Raw genomic sequence first — 21208 nt, 5'->3', positions numbered from 1 at the left:
ACCGATGACGGTCGGCAACACCACCACGCAGCGTTCCGCGGACGCCACGGCGACCGGCGCCGCGGTCGACATCGACCAGGTCGCGGTCCGCTTCCGGACCAAGAAGAAGGACGTCACCGCGCTGCGCGACGTCTCGCTGCGGATCGAGCCGGGCGAGTTCGTCTCCATCGTCGGCGCCTCCGGCTGCGGCAAGTCCACGCTGCTCAAGCTGGTGTCCGGCCTGCTGCGGCCCTCGTCGGGCCAGGTTCGCCTGCACGGCGAGGACGTGCGAGGGCCGCGGCGTGACATCGGGTACGTCTTCCAGCGCGCCGCGCTGCTGGACTGGCGCACGGCCCGGCGCAACATCCTGCTCCAGGCCGAGATGCGGCACATGCCCAAGGCGCAGGCCCGCCAGCGCGTCGACGAGCTGATCGCGATGACCGGCCTGACGGGTTTCGAGGACGCGTACCCGAACGAGCTGTCCGGCGGGATGCAGCAGCGCGTGGCCCTGTGCCGCGCGTTGCTGCACCGCCCCCCGGTCCTGCTCATGGACGAGCCGTTCGGGGCCCTCGACGCCCTGACCCGCGAGCAGATGAACGTCGAGCTGCGGCGGATCTGGCGGGAGACGGGCACCACCGTCCTGCTCGTCACCCACTCCATCGCCGAGGCGGTCTACCTGGCCAACCGGGTGATCGTCATGACCCCTCGACCCGGCACCGTCGCCGAGGTCATCGACGTCGACCTCCCCGTCGAGCGTGACTACGGCCAGACGATGTCGGAGCCGGAGTTCGCGCGGGCCACGGGACGCATCCGGGACCTCCTGGGCGCGACGACGACCGCCGAATAACCACCGGACCTGGGAAGGAAACACACGTGGAGCGCACGTCTATCGGGATCATCCTCAACGGCGTGACCGGACGGATGGGATACCGTCAGCACCTCGTCCGGTCCCTGCTCGCCATCCGCGAGCAGGGCGGACTGCCCGCCCGCGACGGCAGCCGCATCTGGCCCGAGCTGACCCTGGTGGGACGCAACGAGGCCAAGCTCGCGGAGATCGCCGCCCGGCACGGGCTGACCTCGTACACGACCGATCTGGACGCCGCGCTCGCCGACGACTCTCACCAGATCTACTTCGACGCGCAGGTCACCGCGCAGCGGGAGAAGGCCATCCGCGCGGCGATCGACGCCGGCAAGCACGTCTACACCGAGAAGCCCCTGGCCGAGGGGCTGACCGGTTCGCTGGAGCTGGCCCGGCTCGCCGCGGCCAAGGGCATCAAGAACGGCGTGGTGCAGGACAAGCTGTTCCTGCCCGGCCTGCGCAAGCTCAAGCGGCTGGTCGACGGGGGGTTCTTTGGCCAGATCCTGTCGGTGCGCGGCGAGTTCGGCTACTGGGTGTTCGAGGGTGACTGGCAGGACGCCCAGCGGCCGAGCTGGAACTACCGCAGCGAGGACGGTGGCGGCATCGTGGTGGACATGTTCCCGCACTGGCACTACGTGCTGGAGCAGATCTTCGCCCCGGTCACCGCGGTGACCGCGCACATCGCCACCCACATCCCCGAGCGGGTCGACGAGAACGGCCAGACCTACCGGGCCACCGCCGACGACGCCGCCTACGGCATCTTCGAGCTGGCCGGCGGCATCACCGCGCAGATCAACTCCTCCTGGGCGGTGCGGGTGTACCGCGACGAGCTGGTGGAGTTCCAGGTCGACGGCACCCACGGCAGCGCGGTGGCCGGGCTGCGCGAGTGCCGCATCCAGCACCGGGGCGCCACCCCGATGCCGGTGTGGAACCCGGACCTGCCGGTCACCGAGGACTTCCGCGGCCAGTGGCAGCGGGTGCCCGACAACGAGGACTTCGACAACGGGTTCAAGGTCCAGTGGGAGGCGTTCCTGCGCCACGTCGTGGACGACGAGCCGTTCCCGTGGGACTTCCTGGCCGGCGCCCGCGGCGTGCAGCTCGCCGAGGCGGGACTGCAGTCGGCGCGCGAAGGGCGGCGAATCGAGATCGAGGAGATCACGCGGTGACCGCCCGGATCATCCTGCCCACCCCCGGTGGCGGCACCGAGGAGCTGACGCTGCGCGAGCCGGCCGGCTGGCAGCGGCCGGCCGGACCGCCGGCCAGCCGGATCGCGTACGCCGCGGCGCACGTCGTCGCCGACCCGCACGCCGACAACGCCCCCGGCCAGCTCGCCCGGCTGGACTGGGACGCCACCCTCGCCGTGCGACGCAACCTCTGGGCCTGGGGGCTGGGGGTCGCCGAGGCGATGGACACCGCCCAGCGCGGCATGGGGCTGGACTGGGCCGCCACCCGGGAGCTGATCCGGCGCAGCGCCGCCGAGGCGGCCGCCTGCGGCGGGCGGATCGTGGCCGGCGCGGCCACCGACCAGCTCACCGGCGTGCCCGACACCCTGGACGAGGTCGTCACCGCGTACGTCGAGCAGGTCGCCTTCGTGCAGGAGTGCGGCGCGACCGCGGTCGTCATGGCCAGCCGGCAGCTCGCCGCGCTGGCCAGCGGGCCGGACGACTACCTACGCGTCTACGAGCAGGTGTTGCGGGAGACGACCACGCCGGTAGTGCTGCACTGGCTCGGCGACATGTTCGACCCCGCGCTGGCCGGCTACTGGGGCTCGGCGGACCTCGACGAGGCGACCAAGACGTTCGTGGCGCTGATCCAGGCCCACGCGAACGTCATCGACGGGGTGAAGGTGTCGCTGCTCGACGCCGAGCGGGAGGTGCGGCTGCGCGAGCTGCTGCCGCCCACCGTGAAGGTCTACACCGGCGACGACTACCACTACCCGGAGCTGATCGAAGGCGACGGCCGGCAGTTCAGCCATGCCCTGCTCGGCGCGTTCGCGGCCATCGCCCCCGCCGCGTCGGCGGCGCTGCAACGCCTCGACGCCGGCGACACCGCTGGCTTCCGGGACATCCTGGACGCCACCGTGCCGCTGTCCCGGCACGTCTTCGCCCCGCCGACGCAGTACTACAAGACCGGCATCGCGTTCCTGTCCTGGCTCAACGGCTTCCAGCCCGGCTTCACCATGGTCGGCGGGCTGCACAGCGGGCGCAGCGTGCCGCACCTGGTGCAGGCGTTCCGCCTCGCCGACGCCGCCGGCCTGCTGCTCGACCCCGACCTGGCGGTCGATCGGATGCGCCGGTACCTGTCGGTCGCCGGGGTGGGCGCATGAACGGCGTCGACCCGCGGCTGGCGCGGCTGTCGCTCAACCAGCGCACCACCAGGTCCTGGTCGGTCCGTGAGGCCGTCGACGGCTGCGTCCGGGCCGGCATCCCGGCGATCGGGCTGTGGCGCGAGCCCGTCGCCGAGATCGGGGTGCCCACCGCCGCGAAACTCGTCGCCGACGCGGGGCTGCGGGTGTCGTCGCTGTGCCGGGGCGGGTTCCTCACCGCCGACGGCGAGGCCGGCCGGGCCGCGCTGGAGGACAACCGGCGGGCCATCGACGAGGCCGCCGGCCTGGGTACGGACTGCCTGGTCATGGTGGTCGGCGGGCTGCCGCCCGGGTCGCGTGACCTCATCGGTGCCCGGCAGCGGGTGGCCGACGCGCTCGCCGAGCTGGCCCCGTACGCCGGCGAGCGCGGCGTCCGGCTGGCCCTGGAGCCGCTGCACCCGATGTACTGCGCCGACCGGGCCGTGCTGTCCACCCTGGGACAGGCGATCGACCTCGCCGAACCGTTCCCCGTCGAGCAGGTGGGCGTCGTCGTCGACACCTTCCACATCTGGTGGGACCCGGACGTGTGGCGGCAGATCGAGCGGGCCGGCGATCGGATCGCCAGCTTCCAGGTCTGCGACTTCCTCACCCCGCTCCCGGCCGACGTGCTGCTCGGGCGGGGCATGATGGGCGACGGCCACATCGACTTCCCGCCGTTCCGGCGGGCGGTCGAGCAGGCCGGCTACACCGGCGACACCGAGGTGGAGATCTTCAACGCCGAGGTGTGGGCGACCGATCCCGACGAGGTCCTCGCCACCATGAAGGACCGCTACCTCCGGCTCGTGCTGGCCGACTGATGCGCGTCGTCGTCGCACCGGACTCGTTCAAGGGCAGCCTGGGCGCCGACGACGCCGCCCGGGCCCTGGCCCGCGGCTGGCTCGCCCGCCGGCCCGGTGACGACGTACGGCTGCTTCCCCTGGCCGACGGCGGCGAAGGCACCGTGGACGCCTTCGCCGCCGCCCTGCCGGACGCCGAGCGCCGCACGGTGACCGTGCCCGGACCCGACGGCCGGCCGGCGTCCGCCGCCTGGCTGCTGCTGCCCGACGGGATGGCCGTGCTGGAACTCGCCCAGTCCAGCGGGCTGCCGCTGATGGCCGCCCCGGACCCGCTCGGCGCGCACACGTACGGGCTCGGCGCCGTCGCCCGGGCCGCCCTCGACGCCGGGGCCACCGGCCTCGTCATCGGCCTCGGCGGCTCCGCGTCCACCGACGGCGGCACGGGCGCGCTCCGCGCGCTCGGGCTGCGACTGCGCGACGTCCGGGGCCGGGACCTGCCGCTCGGGGGCGCCGCGCTGACCGACCTGGCCCACCTCGACACCACCGACCTGCTCCCCGCACCGCCCGGCGGCACGCAGTTGCTGGTCGACGTGACCGCGCCGCTGACCGGCCCGACCGGCGCCGCCGCCACCTACGGCCCGCAGAAGGGCGCCGGACCGGCCGACGTGGCGTCGCTGGACGCGGCGTTGCGCCGGTTCGCGGAGTTGGCCGGCGGTGACCCCGGGGAGGCGGGTGCCGGCGCGGCGGGCGGCACGGCGTACGGTCTTGCGGCCCTGTGGGGTGCTGCCATCACGCCCGGGGCGACCACGATCGCCGCGCTGGTCGGGCTCGTGGACGCACTCACCGCCGCGGACGTGGTGCTCACCGGCGAGGGACGGTTCGACGAGACCTCGCTGACCGGCAAGGTGGTCGGCTCGCTGCTGGAGTCGGCCGCGTCCGCCGGCGTACGCGTGGGGGTGGCCGCCGGGCAGATCGGCGGGGCGGTTCCCGGGTCGGTGTCGGCGGCGGTGTCGCTGGTGGAGCTCGCCGGGTCGGTCGACGCGGCGCTGACCGACCCGACGCGGTGGCTGACCGAGGCCGGTGGCGTGCTGGCGGGCCGGCTGAGCGCCGGCTAGCTCGGCCGTTGGCGCACGCTTCCGTCGGCTGCCCGTCGACCCCTGCCTGCCTACTGCCGCGGTCGGTCCATCCTGGGTCGTCGGGGCTGCGTCGACGGACGTATCCGGCGCCACAGCAGGAACGCGGCGCCGAGCACGACGACGCCGGCGACGGCGTTCACGAGCGCCGGCCAGGGGCCACGCTGCGGGCGACGGGCCTGCCGGACCGTCAGGTCGGTGAGCAGACCGGTGGCGAGGTGCAGGTCGAACATCTGGCAGCCCTGGGTGCCCAACTCGCAGGTGGTACCGGTGTCGAAGCGGGACAAGGTCCGGCGGCTGTTGCTGCCGAGTTGCACCTCGACCAGCGACACATGGCCTGCGGCGTTGATGGCCGCGACGACCACGCTGCCGGCCGAGCGCCAACCGAGCAGTTGCACCACGTCCGGGACCGGCGCCGGTGCCGTGCCGCCGCCCGGGAAGGGCACGAACACGACGTCCCCGGCCTTCCACAGGAAGGTGCCGTGGCCGGTGTCGCCGCCGGAGGTGCCGTTGTACGGTCCGTCCGAGAGCCAGGGCACGGTGGCGAGGAACGCGCCGTCCGAAGACCAGCCGACATCGGCGGCCAGTTCCCGTCCGCGCGGGATGGGGACGGCGCCGTACTCGCGGCCGTCGGCGTCGACGAGGTGGGCCGTCTGGCCGACCTGCACAGCCAGCCGCCGGCTGTCCGGGGCGAACGCCGCCGTCCACGCCGGCTTGATCGCCGGCAGCTCGGTGCTGCGCCCGGTCTGCAGGTCGAGCAGCCGCAGCGTGCCGGTGCGGGCCACCTCGGGCTCGACGAAGTTGACGGTGCCGAACTCCGCCGAACGGGTCAGCGGCGCGGCGCTGTACGCGACGTGACGGCCGTCGGGCGACCAGGCCAGCAGCCGTACGCCGACCCGGTCGCCGAGCGGGATGGATCGGCGCTTGCCGGTCGTGAGGTCGACCAGGAGCAGGTCGGCGGTCGCGCCGCGCTCGTCGCCGAGCAGCACGCGGGTGCCGTCCGGGGCGAGCAGCGCCGACGGCCGGTTCCGCTCCTCCATGGCGTCGACCCGCCGGTAGGTGTCTCCGTCCGCGCCGACGACCAGCGACTGGAACATGTTGACCGTCTCGCCGTTGCCGTAGCCGTAGAGGGCGATCGCGCGGCCGGGCGAAGCCGACGTGACGGTGCTGGTGAGCATCGAGTACCCGGCGAAGCGGTCCGGCAGGCTCGGCTGCGTCGCCGGGCCGGCCGGCCGGACGGGGAGCGGGACGCCGGGGACGACCAGGACGGCCAGGACGAGCACGACGGCTGCCCACAGCGCGGCCGCGCCGATCCGCTGGCGCCGGATCGAGCGGCGCCCCCGGGTGAGCACGGTGTCCAGGTAGCCGGGTGGCAGCGGCGGCGGATCGTCCGGCAGGGTGGCGAACAGGTCTCTCATGGCGTGTCCGACCCTCCCGGCACGTAGTTCGGCAGCAGGCGGCGCAGCGCCGCGATGGCGTACACGGTCTGGCTCTTGACCGTCCCGGTCGAGCAGCCCAACGCGGCCGCGGTCTGCGCGACGTCGAGGTCTTCCCAGTAACGCGGCACCAGCACCGCGCGCTGCCCCCGGGACAGCTTCGTGAGCGCGGCCAGCAGGTCGATGCGGTGTTCGGCACCGGCCAGCGGCACCGTCGAGGGCCCGATCACGTCGGCTACGGGCCGGACCCGGCGGGTCCAGGACCGCTCCCGCTCGGCCAGGTAGGCGTGGACCAGCATCGCCCGGACGTAGGCGTCGAGCGAGTCCGCCGCCGTCGCCCTGCGCCAGTACCGGTAGAGCGCGACGAGGCACTCCTGCACCAGGTCGTCGGCGACCGACCACTGCCCGCACAGCCGGTACGCCAGCCGCCGCAGCCACGGCATGCGCGCCTGGACGTACTCGACGTACTCTCGTTCACTCCGCAACCCGGCCTCCCACCAACACTACGAGTGGCCCGGGACCCGTTTCGGTTGTGGGTGATCGAAATGGCGGCGGCAACGACGAACGTCCTCCCCGCGGGTGGGAGGACGAGACCGCGCACGGCCGCCGGCCCGCAGTCGGGCCGGCGGCCGTGGGGGTCAGGACTGCTTCAACGCCAACATCCAGTCCCGCAGCTGGCGGGCCTGGCGGTCGAGTTCGGCACGCGCCGCCTCGCTGCCGGCGGCGGGGTTACCGGCGATCGCGATGATCTGGTTGAGCGACGTGGTCGCGGTGTTGTAGTCCAGCCCGAGGTAGGCGGCCTGGGCCTCGTCGAGCAGCGCGGAGGCGGCCGCGGCCGACTTCGCGTCCAGGGCACCGGCGTCGGCGTCGTTGGTGATCAGCGTCCGGGTCTGCCGGAAGGTCGAGCAGTTCGCCTGGGTCTGCCCGGCCGTCCAGTGGATACCGCTCAGCAGGATCCGGGTGAACGGGTCGCGGTAGTACTGCGCGCGATCGTGACCGAGGATGAGCGAGAACTCGCGTCCGCCGTCGTACTCCTGGCACCACGCGATCGGGTGATCCCCGTCCATCAGCCGCAGCGGGTTGGTCGCGGCGTTGCCGCTGTTGAGGCTCCGCTGGTACGACGACTCGTCGAGGCTCAACAGCGTGTGCACCTCGGCGCGCGGGTTGTGGTCGAAGTTGTACAGCTCGTCGATGGTGAGCCAGGTCTTCGGCAGGTGCGCGACGGCGGGATTCGTGGGGTCCTCGGTGTTGACCCGCACGTTGATGCAGCTACCGCAGGTCCCTTCGCCGTTCTGGCCGCCGGGGTGGTTGGTGAACCACGCACCGACCAGGTCGCGGTACCAGGGCACGTTGTGGATCGCGTCCGACGCCCCGTGCAGCCCGAGGTACCCGCCACCGGCCCGGATGTACCCCTGGAAGGCGGCCAGCTCGCTGGCGTTGAGCGCGTCCGCGTCCGGTGCGCTGTTGGGATTCGTCCCGTCCACCGGCGAGGAGAAGATGATGGTCTTGTACTTCGACAGGTCGGCGGCCGAGGTGAACGGCGTGCTCGGCAGCGACGCCGGGGCGAGCCTCGGGTCCCAGATGTCGACGTCGAAGCCGTACTGCTCGCCCAGCCGCTCGATGAGCAGGGCGGTGTCCGGGATGTGGTCGTGCCGGAAGCCCTTGGTGGCCGAGAAGTACAGCACCCGGAAGCTGGCGCCGGGGAAGTTCGTGGACGCCGCGAGCGGCGTGGCCGCGGGGATCGGCTTCGGTCCGGCGGTCGGCGTGACGGTCATGCCGGTGGCCGGCTCCGCCGGCAGCGTGTTGGTGACCTGCCGCTGCAGGTAGCGGGCGTCACCGACCAGCGTGTCGCGGGCCGAGCCGGGTTCCGTCGCGCGCTGCGCGGCGGCGACGAACTGGTTGAGGGCGCGCACCGCACCGGTGCTGTCGCCCGCGTCCGCCAGGCTCCTCGCCTCCGCCGACGTGGCGCGCAGGCTGTCCCCGGCGGCGGCGCTGATCGCCCCGCTGGTGACGAAGCCGGCGATGAGCGCGTCCAGATCGGCGAACGACGTGGTCACCACGAACGCCTGGTCGAAGCGGGCCGCGTTGCCGGCCGCGTCGCTGGCCACCACGCTGATCGTGTGCCCACCGGTGGCCAGGGTGGAGGTGGCGACGGGCAGCGGGGTGACCTCGTTTCCGTCGATCCACATGCGATGGACGAAGACTCCCCCGGAGCCGGGCGCGGGATCGGTCCGGGTCGGGATCAGCGTGGCGGTGTGGCCGACGTGCCCGTCGACGATCCCCGGCCAGCTGACCACCGGCGCCACGGTGTCGATCCGGATGGTGATGGTGCGGACAGCCTCGGCCGAGCCGTCGCCGCCGATGGCCCGGTACCCGACGGCGGTGGCGCCTTCCTGGGTGATCTGCACCGAGCCGGTCAGACTGGCGGGGTACGGGGCGGCCGCGGACGCCGCGGTCTGGAACGGGGCCGCGTTGCCGAGCCGGTACTCCAGGCGCTGGACCCCGTTGGCCGCATCGGTGGCGGACAGGTTCAGGGTGACCGGGCCTCGGTACCAGTTGTTGGTGCCGGTGGGGGCGGTCGGGGTCAGGACGGCCGGCGCGCTGGTGGGCGCGGCCCAGGCCGGGGTGCCCACGGCGAGGGCGCCGGCGGACAGCGAGGCCGCCGGTAGGACGGCGGCGACCAGGCAGCGCAGCAGACGCCGGCGGGTGTCTCGGTGCGATCGGGGGTGTGAGCTGAGGGTTCGTGCGACCGGAGGTTGGCTGGACATGTGGTTCCTTTCCAGTTCCAGCGCGGGAAGTGGAGGCGGATCTCGACGAGCCAAGCGAGTGTGGTGCTCCCGGCGAGAGACTATCGTCGGCCACAGCAGAAAGATAGATGGATGACAAGGCAACTTTTGCCTTAGATCATCGAAAGTTCCGGCCGTACGGTGCCGAAGTCAGCAGAAATCCCTTGCACGCCAAGGGGGGCGGCGGCATCGTCTGCCGCCGCCCCCGCGCTGGTCGTACGTCAGGCGGCTGGCGTGCCCGTCACGGTGAACAGACGGGTACGGCCGATGTTGTCGAAGGAGCCGAAGCCGACCCGACCGGAGCTGAAGGTCTTGTCCTTCGCGGTCAGCAGCGGATCCCGGTGCCCGTCGACGTACACGGCGATCTCGCCGGTGGCGGGCAGGTGCACGACCCGCACCTTGTGCCAGTCGGCGTCGGTGATCGCCGGGTTGGCGCCGCGGGACCGTCCGTTCCACTGGTGGTCGATGCGCTCCCGGTCAGCGTTGTTGACCTTGAAAATGCCGTTGTGCGGGTAGATCGTGTTGTCGGTCGACAGGTGGGCGTAGTAGTACTGCGTGTCCGACTGCCAGCCGAAGACGATGATGATGTCCCGGTTGCTGACCTCCACCGGCGTGTCGAGGCGTACGTTGGCGTCGATCTGCACCGACGACCAGGCCGGTCCCTTGTTGACGATGGCGTACTCGAACGGCCGGCGCGGGCCGGGGCGGCTGACACCGGCCTCGGCGAGGATCACCTCGTCGCCGTCGAACTGCCACTTCGACGGGGTCACCGGCGTCCAGTTCTCCGCGCCACCGGTGTTGACCACCTTGGCGTCACCCACGTCGCCCTCCGCCACCGTCTTCGTGCCGACCACCTTCCAGATCTTCCCGTTGGCCTTGGCCACGATGTAGATCTCGCCGGCCGCGTCAGTGCCGAAGCGCAGGTCGACGCGGTTCGGGTCGCCGGGCGCGCCCGGGCTCGACAGGTCCTGCATGCGCACCAGGTCGCCGGCGGTGGTGTACAGGGCGAGCCGGTGGATCGTGGCGAGACCCGCGCCGCGGCGCATCTCGTTTGCCTCGGTGTAGAGGATCCGGCCGTCGACCAGGTCACCGAAGACGTACTTGCCGATCAGGTGCGGGAGGGTGTGGCCGCGGTAGACGAACCCGCCGGCCACCGCGACCCCGACGTCGGAGGTGCAGTTCCAGCCCGCAGCCGGGTCGTGGTCGTACGCGGCGACCGGGTAGGTGTAGCCGTACTTCGCGTCGTCGGCCGGCAGCGGGTAGAGCTTGTCGCACGGCTTGGTCGCGGTCTTGTCGAAGACCCAGGAGCCCTCGCGCTCGCTCCAGCCGAAGTTGTCCCCCGCCTGGACCTCGTAGATCGACTCGATGGCGTGCTCGCCGATGTGGCCGAGGAACATCCGGCCGGTGGCCTGGTCCCAGCTGAACCGGTGCGGGTCACGGAAGCCCACCGCGTAGATCTCGCCGAGCGCGCCGGCCTTACCGACGAACGGGTTGTCGGCCGGGATCCCGTACCGGCCGTTGGGCGAGTTGGTGCCCTGCGGGTCGATGCGGAGCAGCTTGCCGTGCGGCAGGCCCATGTTCTGCGGGTCGCCGTTGCGGTAGCCCTGCCCGCCGTCGCCGACCGCCAGGTAGAGCATCCCGTAGTCGCCGTCGCCCGGCTTCGCGGTCGGGTTGAAGTTGATCTCCTGGATGCCGTGGACCTGGCCGCCGAAGCCGATGCGCAGGAGCTCCCGGTGGGTGCCGGAGAACGCGTCGGCGGCCGGGTCGGTGGCGGTCCACTCGTTGATGACGCCCTGGTAGATGGTGTTCGGCTGCGCGTAGTCCGGGGTCCGGGTGGCCAGCGACGCCTGCTCGGTGTGGATGGTGTAGAAGCGGCCGTTGTGCGCGAAGTCCGGGTGGAACGCGACGTACCCGAAGCCCTGGCCGAGGCCGCGGCCGGAGAAGAACGCGGGTGCGAAGGTGGCCGCCACGTCGAGGTAGACGTGCGGCACGCCATTCTCGACGAAGTACAGGTTGCCGTTGAGGTCCGGCACCGCGCGGCGGCCGGAGCCGTCGGGCAGCTCGCTGATGGTGTTGATCCGGGCCTTGCGGACCAGGCGCTGGTCGACCGGGGCCGGGTTGGGGGTCGACTGCGGGAAGCTAGCGTACTCCTGCAGGACCAGCCCCAGCCGGGACTGGGTCGGCGTCTCGCGGATCGGGTCGTAGACGGCCCCGTCGGCCCGGGCGGGGCCGGCGACCAGGGTGGACAGGACGAGGGTGGCGGCAGTGACTCCGGCGGTCAGCGCGGCTCTACGGAGCCTGCCGGTACTGCCAGCGCGAATGAACACGCGGTTCTCCTTCTCGGTGGGACGGTGCCGAGGGATGGTCAGCGGGCCATGTAGCGGTACTGCTTGGCGATGTCGGTCGCCGGGATGACGCTGTCGAGGAACATGAGGCCGTCCATGCGGCAGTCGCACGGGTTGCGCTCGAGGGTGTTCTGCGGGAAGCTGCCGCCGATCTTGATGCCGCGCGGGTCGCTGGCGGTGGTGACGTACGGGCCGGGCCCGGTCAGCTTCCACGGGTCGCCGGCGGTGGTGTAGAAGCCGTCGACCGGCTCGCCGTTGCGGTAGAGCGCCATGGTGCCGGTGGTGAAGTCGTAGGTGGCGGCCAGGTGCACCCATTCCCCCTTCGGGAGCAGGGTCCGCCAGTCCTCATTTGCGGCGAAGGTCTGCGAGGACCCGCCGTCGAGGCGCCGGCCGAGGGCGACCAGCCGCAGTTCGCCGTTGACGTCGATGAGTTCGAGCAGGGCCCGCACGGCGTGCCCGTCGGAGTCGCCGGTCAGCACGCCGGCCAGACCGATCGCGTTGAACCGGTCGGCCGGGTTGGCGGTCGTGGAGTTGAGCGCCGGGCCGTCCATGTCGCGCTTGAACCAGCCCATGACGGTCGCGCCTTCGGCGCTGCTGAACGCGTGCAGGGTCGGCACGCCGCTGGCGGAGAAGGTGCCGGCCTTCCAGTCGTCGTTGCCGGCGACCGCTGGGTTGACCTGCCCGGTCTGCAGGGCGTTGCCGCTGCCCTTGTACGCCTCGTCGGGCACGCGCATGGCCGCGCCGCCGTTGACCAGTGCGATCTCGGTGCCGGAGCGGCCCTGGTCCGCTTCGAGGGCGACGTCGCCGGGCACCGGGTGGTCGAAGTCGTACATGGCGACCAGGTGCGACCAGAGGGCGGGGTGGACGTCGTACGGGCCGGGCCGGTCGGCCTGGGCGGGACTCGCCACAGCCGTGAGGCCGAGTGCCAGCAGCATGGTGGCCGCGACGACGGCTCGTCTGGATCTTCTCATGAGGAGGTGCTCCGTTCGTCGGTACGCGGTGGGGCACGGACGAAAGCGCTTACGCGACTGGCGCGAAAACGCATTCGGATCGGTGAAGTTGAGTACGTCTGGACAGGACGGTGGGCTGGCCAGGCCGGCCGGACGGCGGTCGGACAGCGGTGTTGCCGTACGTACGAAAGCGCTTACGTAAGCGCTTTCGTAGCCTATGCTGTGCCTTGCGCCACGGGCAAGAGCATGGCGCGGATCAATGCCTCCCTGGAGTTGCCGATGCCCCGACCCGGTCCACGGCTGCGCCTCGCCGACGTGGCGGAACGCGCCGGCGTGTCGCTGGCGACCGCCTCCCGCGCCTTGGCCGGCCGGGAAGGCGTCAGCGAAGAGGTGGCCAAGCACGTCCGGCAGATCTCCCGCGAGCTGGGCTACGTGGCCAACCCCTACGCCCGCACCCTCGCCGGGGGCGCCAGTTCCACCGTCGGCCTGATCGTCCACCAGATCGACGACCCGTACTTCTCCGAGATCGCCAGCGGGGTCATCGAGGTCGCCGCCGAGGAAGGGCTGCTGGTCCAGATCGCCCACTCGGGCCGCGACCCGGAGAACGAGGTACGCCAACTGCGGCACCTCATCGCCCAGCGGGTGGGCATCATCCTGATCGCCGGCTCCGGCTACGACGACCCCCGCGTGGAGGCCGAGGCCCGTGCCGAACTGGCAGGATTCCAGCGCGCCGGCGGGCGGGTCGCCGTCATCGGCCGGCACGCGCTGGGTGTCGACGCCGTGGTGCCGGACAACGAGGCCAGCGGCCGCGCCATCGGCGCCCACCTGCTCGCGCTGGGCCATCGGCGGATCGCCGTCGCCGCCGGCACCGCAGGGCTGACCACAGTGGCCGACCGGCTCGCCGGGGTGGCCGCCGCGCTCTCCGCCGACGGTCTCTCCCTCGCCCAGCTGCCGGTCGTCCACTCCGACTTCACCCGCGACGGCGGCCGGGTGGCGGCCGAACAGATCCTGGAGCAGCACCCGGACAGCACCGCGATCATCGCGCTCAACGACGCCATGGCGATCGGCGTGCTGTCCATCCTGCGGGCCCGGCGCATTCCCGTCCCCGAGCGCATGTCGGTGGTCGGCTTCGACGACGTGTCGGTCGCCGCCGACCTGGCGCCGAGCCTGACCACCGTGCGGCTGCCGATGACCGAGATGGGGCGGATGGCACTCAACCTCGCCCTGAAGCCGAAGGCGACCCGCCCACGACGGCGGCCCACCGGCCACACCCTGATCGTCCGCGACTCGACCGGACCCGCGCCGAACGGCTGACCCCATGGCTGTGAAAACGCCTGCCGGACCGCTCGGCGTTGGACGATGAGTTTCGACCGGTCGGCCGGTCTGTCACGGTGAAGCTTCTCCGCTCCGACCTGGAGGTACCACCATGCCCGGCTCGCCCGTGATCGTCAGCCTGCCGATCGCCGACCGCCCGACATCGCACCGCTTCTACTCCGACGCCCTCGGCCTGGCGACGGTCGGTGAGCCGGCAGCGGACGGGATCCCCGAGCCGCTGCAGTTCACCGTGAACGACGGCCTGCGGTTGATGCTGGTGCCCAGCGGGGGCTTCGGCTGGGTCATCCGCGATCACGAGGTGGCCGAGCGCGGCCGCAGCGAGTGTGTGCTCGGTCTGACCGCCGACACCCCGGCCGAGGTCGACCGGATCGTCGAGCGGGCCCGGTCCGCGGGTGCCCGGGTGGTGACACCGCCCACCACACAGCCGTGGGGCTACGTCGGCACGTTCGCCGACCCCGACGGGCACCTCTGGATGGTTACGGCGGCCTGATCGAGACCACGATGGGAAGGCCGCCCGGCGTTCAGCCGAGGAGCTCGCCGAGCGCGTCGGCGAAGACCTCGTGGTGCCGGGCGACGTCCTCGACGGTGGTCTGCGGGCACATCAGCGCCATGTTGTGGAACGGGGTCAGCAGGATGCCCCGGTTGATCAGGTAGACGTGCAGGTAGTCCTCCAGGTCGGGGTCGGCGCAGGCGGCGGACTCGGTGCCGGTGCGCGGCGCCGGGGTGGCGAAGCGGTATTCCACCCGCGCGCCGAGCTGGCTCACCGACCAGGGCAACGCGTAGTCGCCGACGAGTTTGCGGATGCCGTCGGCGAAGACGGTCGCCACGTCGATCATGCCGGCGAACGCGTCGTCGGTGAGCACCTCCTGCAGGGTGGCCCGGGTGGCCGCGATCGACACCGGGTTGCCCGCGAGGGTGCCGCCCACGCCGCCCATGTCGACCAGGTCGAGGTCCGCCCGGCCGGTCAACGCCGCGGCGAGTTCGGCGGAGAGGCCGTACGCGCCGACCGGGACGCCGCCACCGATGGCCTTGCCGATCGTGACCACGTCCGGCGTCAGGCCCCACGCGGCGGTCGCGCCGCCCGGACCGGCGGAGAACGTGTGCGTCTCGTCGTTGATCAGGTAGGTGCCGTGCTGTCGGGTGAGCGCGCGGACCCCGTCGAGGTAGCCCGGTTCGGGCAGGACGATGCCGATGTTGGTCAGCGCCGGCTCCATCAGCACCGCGGCGACGTCGCCGTGGGCGAGTTCCCGGGCCAGCCCGTCGAGGTCGTTGAACTCGGCGACGCGGCTGGTCGCGGTCACGTCGCAGGGGGCGCCGACGTTGCCCTCCCGGCTGCGCGGCCGACCGTCCGGGCCGACCACGATCAGTGACTCGTCCACCGAGCCGTGGTAGCAGTAGCTGTTGACCAGGATGCGCGGACGGCCGGTGACGGCGCGCAGCAGCCGGATCGCCCACCGGTTGGCGTCGGTGGCGGTCAGCGTGAAGCTCCAGGCGGGGAGGCCGAAGCGACGGCTCAGCTCGGCCCCGACCGTGGCCGCCTCCTCGGTGGGCAGCATGGTGCTCGCGCCGCCCAACTCGGCCAGCCGCCGGGTGACCGCGGCGACGACCGGGGCGGGCGAGTGCCCGGCCATCGCCCCGGTGTCGCCGAGACAGAAGTCGACGTACTCGTTGCCGTCGATGTCGGTGAGCCGGGCGCCGCGCGCCCGGTCCACGTACACCGGGAAGCCGGCCGCGTTCTTGTTCATCCACGTCATCGGCACCTTGCCGAACAGGTGGTCGGCGCGGGCGTACGCGGCGGCGGACCGGGGGTGCCGGTCGACGAACACCGCCCGTTCCCGAGCCAGCAGCCTGCCAAGGCGGGCGCGGTCAACCCCGTCAGCTTCGAAATCCGTACGCATTCGGCGACGGTAGCAACGTAGTCGTCAGCAAACCAGTGTCTGGACGACTGATTCCTGCCCGATGTGGGGTCGCGCATCATCCCGCACGCGTTCGGCGGCGCCTCATGCCGCCTCCTCCAGCGCCCGCGTCACGACGGTCAGATCGTCCCGGCCGAGACCCTGCTCGACCGCCCGCCGCCACTCCGCGGCGAGCGCCTCGGCTGCCGGGAACCGGCCGGGCCGCACCTCGCGCAACGCCAGGTCGACATCCTTGAGCGCGAGGTCGAGCGAGTACTGCGGTGTGAAGTCGTCCCGGCCGATGCGCTCCAGTTTCTCGGCCGCCCAGGGCGAGACCAGCGGGCTACCGCGCAGGGCCTGGAGCACCGTGCTGCGGTCCAGGCCGAGCGTGTCACCGAGGGCGACCGCCGCGGCCACCCCCTCGGCGACGAAGGCGAGCACGAGGTTGTTGACCAGCTTCAGCCGTGACCCGGCGCCGACCGGCCCGACCCAGACGGTCTGCTGCCCGACCGCGTCGAAGACCGGCGCCACCCGGGCCTGGACCTGCTCCGGGCCGGAGGCGAGGACGACGAGCTTGCCCTGCTGCGCCGGTCCCCGGCTGCCGGCCACCGGGGCGTCCACCAGCGTCACCCCGGGACGCTGCGCGCCGACCAGCTCGGCCAGGCGTTCGGTCTCGGTCACCCCGATGGTGCTCATCTGCGCCCAGACCGCTCCGTCGGGCAGCGCGGCGAGCATGCCCTGGTCGACCGCGATGGACCGCACCGCGTCGGCGTCCGTCACCATGGTCACCACCACGTCCGCCTGGCGTACCGCGTCAGCCGGGCTGGTGGCGACCTCGGCGCCCTGCTCGCCGAGCCCGCGCGCCGGCTCCGGTCGCCGGTTCCACACCACCGTGGTCAACCCGGCCCGGATGATGTTGGCTGCCATCGGCGATCCCATGCCGCCGAGCCCGAGCACCGCTACCCGCGTCATCGCCGCCCCCGCCCTGCCTCACTGGCAGCGTAGGCAGCACGCCGGGCGTGGGCGGCCGGTCCGCGGAGACTCACTCGGCGGTGAGCGCCGCTGATCATCCCGCCGTCCGGCAACCGCAAGACCTGGTAGGTTTCGGCCGCGAACACGGGGGACCACGGGGAGGAAAACTGTGCGGTCGGCCCGGCTTGGACTGCTCAGCTCGGTCGCCATGGCGATGGTCGTGATGGCGGGCTGCACTGATGGCACCGATGCGGCGGACACCGCCGCGCCACGAACCGGCGGCGACGCGTCGGCCACCCCGGCCACCGTGGCGGGCCTGGACGCCGAGACCAAGGCCGCCTGCGCCACGATGAGCGCCGACATCAAGTCCACCATGGCGGAAGTCGCCAAGGCGGAGAAGATCGGGCCGCCCGCCGGGCACTCCGCGGTCAGCGCCCAGTATTCCGCCGGCGCCGCCGGGTTCTACGCGCACACCTTCACCACGAGCGATGCGGTCAACGCCGCCGCGAAGCAGGTCGCGACCGCCATGTCCGACCTCGCCGACACGTACGCGACGGCGCCCGCGAAGAAGCCGAGCAGGACGACCCTGGACACCGCCGTCAAGCAGCTCACGACCGCCTGCGCCAACTGAGTCACGGGTCACCAGACCGCCGGGGTGCCTCGGCACCCCGGCCGTTGACGTACCGCTCGTGTCACGGACACGTCCGGTCCACCTGACGCCAATAGCGTGCACCCGCCAGCCGTTCGGTGTGAATCAGGTGGTGTCTCATGGCCAATGTCGACCGTCGCAAGTTCTTGAAGATGCTCAGCGCTCCGGTGGCGGCAGCCGCCCTACCGGTGGACTTCAGCAAGGCGCTCGCCATCCCGGCGAACAATCGGACCAGCTCCATCGAGGATGTCGAGCACGTCATCTTCCTGATGCAGGAGAACCGGTCCTTCGACCACTTCTTCGGCACCCTGCGCGGCGTCCGGGGATTCTCCGACCCGCACCCGCTGACGCTGCCCTCCGGCAAGAGCGTGTGGCACCAGCCGAACGGCACGGGTGAACTGCTGCCGTTCCGGCCCGAGGTGCCGGACCTGGGCCAGACCTTCCTGCCCGATCCGCCGCACGGCTGGAGCGACACCCACGGCGCCTGGAACGGTGGCCGGTACGACCGGTGGGTGCCCAACAAGGGCGTGGTCACCATGACCCACCACACGCGCAGCGACCTGCCGTACCACTTCGCCCTCGCGGACGCCTTCACCGTGTGCGACAACTACCACTGCTCGGTGCTGGCGTCGACCGACCCCAACCGCTATCACATGTGGACCGGCTGGGTCGGCAACGACGGCAGGGCCGGCGGCCCGGTCATCGACAACGCCGAGGCGGGCTACGACTGGTCGACGTATCCGGAGCGGCTCCAGCGTGCCGGCGTCTCGTGGAAGGTCTACCAGGACGTCGGCCTCGGCCTGACCGCCGACGGCTACTGGGGCTGGACCGGGGACCCGTTCATCGGCAACTACGGGGACAACTCGCTGCTCTACTTCCACCAGTACCAGAACGCCCAGCCCGGCACCCCGCTCGCCGACCGCGCCAGGACCGGGACCGAGATCCTCAAGCAGGACCGCTCCCCCGAGGCGCTGCTAGCCGACTTCCGTCGCGACGTCGAGAACGGGACGCTGCCCCAGGTGTCCTGGATCGTCGCGCCCGAGGCCTACAGCGAGCACCCGAACTGGGGTCCCGACTACGGGGCCTGGTATATCTCGCAGGTCGTCGACATCCTGGCCGCCAACCCGGCGGTCTGGAGCAAGATGGCCCTGTTCATCACGTACGACGAGGAGGGCGGCTTCTTCGACCACCTGGTGCCGCCGACCCCGCCGCAGACCCGCGCCCAGGGCCAGTCGACCGTGGCGACGACCAACGAGGTCTTCCCCGGCGACGGCCGGCGGGCCGCCGGTCCGTACGGCCTCGGCATCCGGGTGCCGATGATCATCGTGTCGCCGTGGACCAGGGGCGGCTGGGTCAACTCCCAGGTGTTCGACCACACGTCGTTGATCCGCTTCCTCGAAGCCCGCTTCGCGGGCGGCAACGCCGACCTGGTCGAGTCCAACATCACGCCCTGGCGCCGCGCGGTGGTCGGCGACCTGACCAGCGCGTTCGACTTCCGGACCCCCAACGCCTCGCCGCGGGTCACCCTGCCGGACACCGACGACCTGAAGCCCGTCGACCTCACCCGCCAACCCGACGAGGTCCCGGTCCCGCCGGCGGACCCACGCCTGCCCGGCCAGGAACGAGGGGTACGACCCGCGCGGGCCCTCCCCTACACCTTCCACGTCGACGGGCGCGCCGCCGCCACGTCGTTCAGCATCGACTTCCGCAACTCGGGCGGCGCGACGGGTGTCTTCCACGTCCGCTCCGCCGACCCCGCGCAGCCTCCCCGCAGTTACACAGTGGAGCCGGGCAGGCAGGTGACCGACGCCTGGGACACTGCGTCCGGGTACGACCTCCAGGTGCACGGTCCCAACGGCTTCTTCCGCCGCTTCACCGGCGGCGCGGGTGTGGCGCTCGACGCCCGGACGCGGTACGCCGAGGACGGTCACGAGATCAGCCTGGAGGTGGTCAACAGGGGCACGAAGCGCGCCGAGGTGACGATCGCGGACGGCTACTCGTCCCGGAACACCACGCTGTCGCTCAAGCCGGGCGACGCGAAGACCGCGTCGTGGTCGCTGGCGCGGACCCGGGGATGGTACGACCTGACCATCACGGTCTCCGGCGACGCGGGATTCGCGTCCCGGTACGCCGGTCACCTCGAGAACGGCAGGCCCAGCATCAGCGACCCCGGCATGGGAGGACTGATCTGACCAGTTCCGTCGCTGTCCCAGCCTGACGTGGCGGCCCGCCCCGCTCGGTGCGGGCCGTCACGCCGCCCCGATGCCCCGTCGCGGGACCCAGCGCCACCCCCACGCCGTAAACCGCGCGCCCGGTCACAAGGAGTCACCGCGACGAGCGTCCGCTGTTACGGTCGGTCTGTGCCCACCGACGAACTCCGGCATCGGGTAGGGGCGGCCCGGGTGGCTCGGCTGGCCACCGTCGGGGCCGATGGTTGTCCGCACCTGGTGCCGGTGTGCTTCGTCCTGCTCGGCGACGTCATCTACCATGCGGTCGATGAGAAGCCCAAGCGCCACCGGCGGCTACGCCGTCTGGAGAACATCCGGGCGACCGGGAACGCCTGCCTGCTGATCGACGAGTACCACGAGGACTGGTCGCGGCTGTGGTGGGTCCGGCTGGACGGGCACGGCTGGCTGGTGGAGGACCGCGCGGAGGAGACCGCAGCCCGCGCGGCGCTGGCCGACAAGTATCCGCAGTACGTCCAGCGGCCGCCGGCCGGGCCGGTGGTGGCGGTGCGGGTGACCCGCTGGTCGGCCTGGTCCGCCGCAGAATGACCACACGTCCTGGGGTCAGCGGGTCGGGGCCAGCGCGTCAAGAACCTCATCGGCCCGCCGCAGTGACGCCTGCACGTCCGCGCGGGGTGAGCCGATCTCCGGATCGAAGTTGAGGTCGACGAACAATTCGGTGATGCCCGCCTCGGCAAGCCGGTCGAGATCCGACCGGATCTGCTCCAGCGTACCGGTGAGCGGCTGGCGCTCGGGCGGGTTCGACGGGCACACGCGGACCGCGCCGCGACAGACGAAGCGCAACGATCGCGGATCACGCCCGGCGTCCGCCGCAGCGGCCTGTACCGTCGCGATCGCATCGCCGATGCTCATGAGGTCCGCCTGGCTGCCGCTGACCCAGCCGTCGGCGAGCCGGCCCGCCCGGCCCAGCGCCGCGGGCGCGTGGCCGCCGAGCAGGATCGGCGGGTGCGGCCGCTGCACCGGCTTCGGCTCGAGACGGGTCGGCGGCACCTGGTAGAACTCACCGTGATGCTCGGCGACGTCGTCCTGCCAGAGGGCGCGAAGGACCGCGAGGAACTCCTCGGCGAGACGGCCCCGCCGATGCTTCGTCGCACCCGTCGCCTGATACTCCTCGTCCGCCCAGCCGAGGCCGAGTCCGAGGTCGAGCCGTCCGCCGGCGAGGATGTCTAGCGTCGTGGTCTGCTTGGCCAGCACCACCGGGGAGATGAACGGCATGTTGAGCACTGCGACGCCGAGCCGGATCCGCCGGGTGTGGGCCGCCAGGAACGCTAGTGTGATCAGCGGGTCCTGGACGCTGTGGTAGGTCTCGCTCCAGTGGAGGTCGGCTGGCACCAACAGGCGCTGGAACGTCCACAGCGAGTGGTATCCGAGCTGCTCGGCGCGGCGGGCGACGTGGATCATGTGCTCCGGTGTTGCCCACGAGCCGGATACGGGTGGGGCGAAACCAATCTCCACCCCGACACGGTAACGAGTTCCGACCCG

Annotated in this window: 18 protein-coding genes; 10 read left to right on the top strand and 8 right to left on the bottom strand. The window is 72.0% G+C overall.

The genetic code is table 11. From position 1 onward, the window contains the following. Positions 1-4 precede the first annotated feature (4 nt). Genes Q2K19_RS25200 through Q2K19_RS25180 form a run of 5 tightly spaced genes read left to right on the top strand, consistent with a single transcriptional unit; the run spans position 5 to position 5094 of the window. Entirely contained in the window at positions 5-826 is an 822-nt protein-coding gene (locus Q2K19_RS25200; protein ID WP_302764315.1) for an ABC transporter ATP-binding protein, read from the top strand. Positions 827-852: 26 nt separating this feature from the next. After that, positions 853-2004 carry a Gfo/Idh/MocA family protein gene (locus Q2K19_RS25195; protein WP_302764312.1) on the top strand — a complete coding sequence of 384 codons (1152 nt, stop codon included), beginning with the start codon at positions 853-855 and terminating at the stop codon, positions 2002-2004. Then, positions 2001-3164, top strand: coding sequence for a dihydrodipicolinate synthase family protein (locus Q2K19_RS25190; RefSeq protein WP_302764310.1), 1164 nt, complete (start codon positions 2001-2003; stop codon positions 3162-3164). The genes Q2K19_RS25195 and Q2K19_RS25190 overlap by 4 nt, the downstream gene beginning before the upstream one ends. Further along, on the top strand, positions 3161-4000 hold the full coding sequence (locus tag Q2K19_RS25185; protein WP_302764308.1) for a sugar phosphate isomerase/epimerase family protein: 840 nt from the start codon (positions 3161-3163) through the stop codon (positions 3998-4000). Before Q2K19_RS25190 ends, Q2K19_RS25185 begins: the two co-directional genes overlap by 4 nt. Further along, positions 4000-5094, top strand: a complete 1095-nt coding sequence (locus tag Q2K19_RS25180) for a glycerate kinase (protein WP_302764306.1) — start codon at positions 4000-4002, stop codon at positions 5092-5094. Before Q2K19_RS25185 ends, Q2K19_RS25180 begins: the two co-directional genes overlap by 1 nt. A 50-nt stretch (positions 5095-5144) precedes the next feature. Here Q2K19_RS25180 and Q2K19_RS25175 read toward each other — a convergent pair whose 3' ends face one another. The 5 genes from Q2K19_RS25175 to Q2K19_RS25155 all read right to left on the bottom strand — a co-directional run bounded on the left by Q2K19_RS25175 (position 5145) and on the right by Q2K19_RS25155 (position 12650). Next, a complete protein-coding gene (locus Q2K19_RS25175) occupies positions 5145-6530 on the bottom strand; it encodes a WD40 repeat domain-containing protein (protein WP_302764304.1) in 1386 nt (461 codons plus the stop codon). After that, the gene (locus tag Q2K19_RS25170; RefSeq protein ID WP_302764301.1) at positions 6527-7033 is read right to left on the bottom strand and encodes a SigE family RNA polymerase sigma factor; all 507 of its coding nucleotides are present in this window, start codon (positions 7031-7033) and stop codon (positions 6527-6529) included. The genes Q2K19_RS25175 and Q2K19_RS25170 overlap by 4 nt, the downstream gene beginning before the upstream one ends. Before the next feature lie 153 nt (positions 7034-7186). Next, positions 7187-9316, bottom strand: coding sequence for a ThuA domain-containing protein (locus tag Q2K19_RS25165; protein ID WP_302764298.1), 2130 nt, complete (start codon positions 9314-9316; stop codon positions 7187-7189). Between the two features lie 239 nt (positions 9317-9555). Further along, a complete protein-coding gene (locus tag Q2K19_RS25160; protein ID WP_302764297.1) occupies positions 9556-11661 on the bottom strand; it encodes a PQQ-dependent sugar dehydrogenase in 2106 nt (701 codons plus the stop codon). A gap of 38 nt (positions 11662-11699) precedes the next feature. Next, on the bottom strand, positions 11700-12650 hold the full coding sequence (locus Q2K19_RS25155) for a LamG-like jellyroll fold domain-containing protein (RefSeq protein ID WP_302764295.1): 951 nt from the start codon (positions 12648-12650) through the stop codon (positions 11700-11702). A 225-nt stretch (positions 12651-12875) separates the two neighbouring features. On the opposite strand from Q2K19_RS25155, the gene Q2K19_RS25150 reads away from it, so the two are divergent. After that, positions 12876-13943, top strand: a complete 1068-nt coding sequence (locus Q2K19_RS25150; RefSeq protein WP_302764292.1) for a LacI family DNA-binding transcriptional regulator — start codon at positions 12876-12878, stop codon at positions 13941-13943. A 112-nt stretch (positions 13944-14055) separates the two neighbouring features. Next, complete coding sequence (locus tag Q2K19_RS25145; RefSeq protein ID WP_302764291.1) at positions 14056-14454, top strand: VOC family protein; 399 nt, start codon at positions 14056-14058, stop codon at positions 14452-14454. Positions 14455-14485: 31 nt separating this feature from the next. Here Q2K19_RS25145 and Q2K19_RS25140 read toward each other — a convergent pair whose 3' ends face one another. Together Q2K19_RS25140 and Q2K19_RS25135 are read right to left on the bottom strand one after the other, a co-directional pair. Continuing rightward, positions 14486-15862, bottom strand: coding sequence for a transaminase (locus Q2K19_RS25140; protein WP_302764288.1), 1377 nt, complete (start codon positions 15860-15862; stop codon positions 14486-14488). A 102-nt stretch (positions 15863-15964) separates the two neighbouring features. Further along, a complete protein-coding gene (locus Q2K19_RS25135; protein WP_302764287.1) occupies positions 15965-16786 on the bottom strand; it encodes an NAD(P)-dependent oxidoreductase in 822 nt (273 codons plus the stop codon). A 214-nt stretch (positions 16787-17000) separates the two neighbouring features. Between Q2K19_RS25135 and Q2K19_RS25130 the strand changes: the two genes are divergently transcribed. The 3 genes from Q2K19_RS25130 to Q2K19_RS25120 all read left to right on the top strand — a co-directional run bounded on the left by Q2K19_RS25130 (position 17001) and on the right by Q2K19_RS25120 (position 20254). Then, positions 17001-17462 (top strand): hypothetical protein, encoded by a 462-nt coding sequence (locus Q2K19_RS25130; RefSeq protein WP_302764285.1) that lies wholly within the window; start codon positions 17001-17003, stop codon positions 17460-17462. A 137-nt stretch (positions 17463-17599) separates the two neighbouring features. After that, a complete protein-coding gene (locus tag Q2K19_RS25125) occupies positions 17600-19672 on the top strand; it encodes a phosphocholine-specific phospholipase C (RefSeq protein ID WP_302764283.1) in 2073 nt (690 codons plus the stop codon). A 168-nt stretch (positions 19673-19840) separates the two neighbouring features. Further along, the gene (locus tag Q2K19_RS25120; RefSeq protein ID WP_302764282.1) at positions 19841-20254 is read left to right on the top strand and encodes a TIGR03668 family PPOX class F420-dependent oxidoreductase; all 414 of its coding nucleotides are present in this window, start codon (positions 19841-19843) and stop codon (positions 20252-20254) included. A gap of 15 nt (positions 20255-20269) precedes the next feature. Here the strand turns inward: Q2K19_RS25120 and Q2K19_RS25115 are convergent, their stop codons facing one another. After that, positions 20270-21127: a TIGR03619 family F420-dependent LLM class oxidoreductase gene (locus tag Q2K19_RS25115; protein WP_302764281.1), complete on the bottom strand. Its 858-nt coding sequence runs from the start codon at positions 21125-21127 to the stop codon at positions 20270-20272. Positions 21128-21208: the final 81 nt, after the last annotated feature.

The sequence above is a fragment of the Micromonospora sp. NBRC 110009 genome, from assembly GCF_030518795.1.
In the GTDB taxonomy this organism is placed as follows: Bacteria; Actinomycetota; Actinomycetes; order Mycobacteriales; family Micromonosporaceae; genus Micromonospora.
The sequence above is the reverse complement of the archived record's forward strand: the minus strand, read 5'-3'. Positions and strand labels throughout refer to the sequence as shown.

Coding starts and splice junctions, on each gene's coding strand:
- Q2K19_RS25200 (WP_302764315.1), top strand. CDS start 5: ATGACGGTCGGCAACACCACCACGCAGCGTTCCGCGGACGCCACGGCG.
- Q2K19_RS25185 (WP_302764308.1), top strand. CDS start 3,161: ATGAACGGCGTCGACCCGCGGCTGGCGCGGCTGTCGCTCAACCAGCGC.
- Q2K19_RS25180 (WP_302764306.1), top strand. CDS start 4,000: ATGCGCGTCGTCGTCGCACCGGACTCGTTCAAGGGCAGCCTGGGCGCC.
- Q2K19_RS25175 (WP_302764304.1), bottom strand. CDS start 6,530: ATGAGAGACCTGTTCGCCACCCTGCCGGACGATCCGCCGCCGCTGCCA.
- Q2K19_RS25165 (WP_302764298.1), bottom strand. CDS start 9,316: ATGTCCAGCCAACCTCCGGTCGCACGAACCCTCAGCTCACACCCCCGA.
- Q2K19_RS25155 (WP_302764295.1), bottom strand. CDS start 12,650: ATGAGAAGATCCAGACGAGCCGTCGTCGCGGCCACCATGCTGCTGGCA.
- Q2K19_RS25150 (WP_302764292.1), top strand. CDS start 12,876: ATGGCGCGGATCAATGCCTCCCTGGAGTTGCCGATGCCCCGACCCGGT.
- Q2K19_RS25145 (WP_302764291.1), top strand. CDS start 14,056: ATGCCCGGCTCGCCCGTGATCGTCAGCCTGCCGATCGCCGACCGCCCG.
- Q2K19_RS25140 (WP_302764288.1), bottom strand. CDS start 15,862: ATGCGTACGGATTTCGAAGCTGACGGGGTTGACCGCGCCCGCCTTGGC.
- Q2K19_RS25135 (WP_302764287.1), bottom strand. CDS start 16,786: ATGGCAGCCAACATCATCCGGGCCGGGTTGACCACGGTGGTGTGGAAC.
- Q2K19_RS25125 (WP_302764283.1), top strand. CDS start 17,600: ATGGCCAATGTCGACCGTCGCAAGTTCTTGAAGATGCTCAGCGCTCCG.
- Q2K19_RS25115 (WP_302764281.1), bottom strand. CDS start 21,127: ATGATCCACGTCGCCCGCCGCGCCGAGCAGCTCGGATACCACTCGCTG.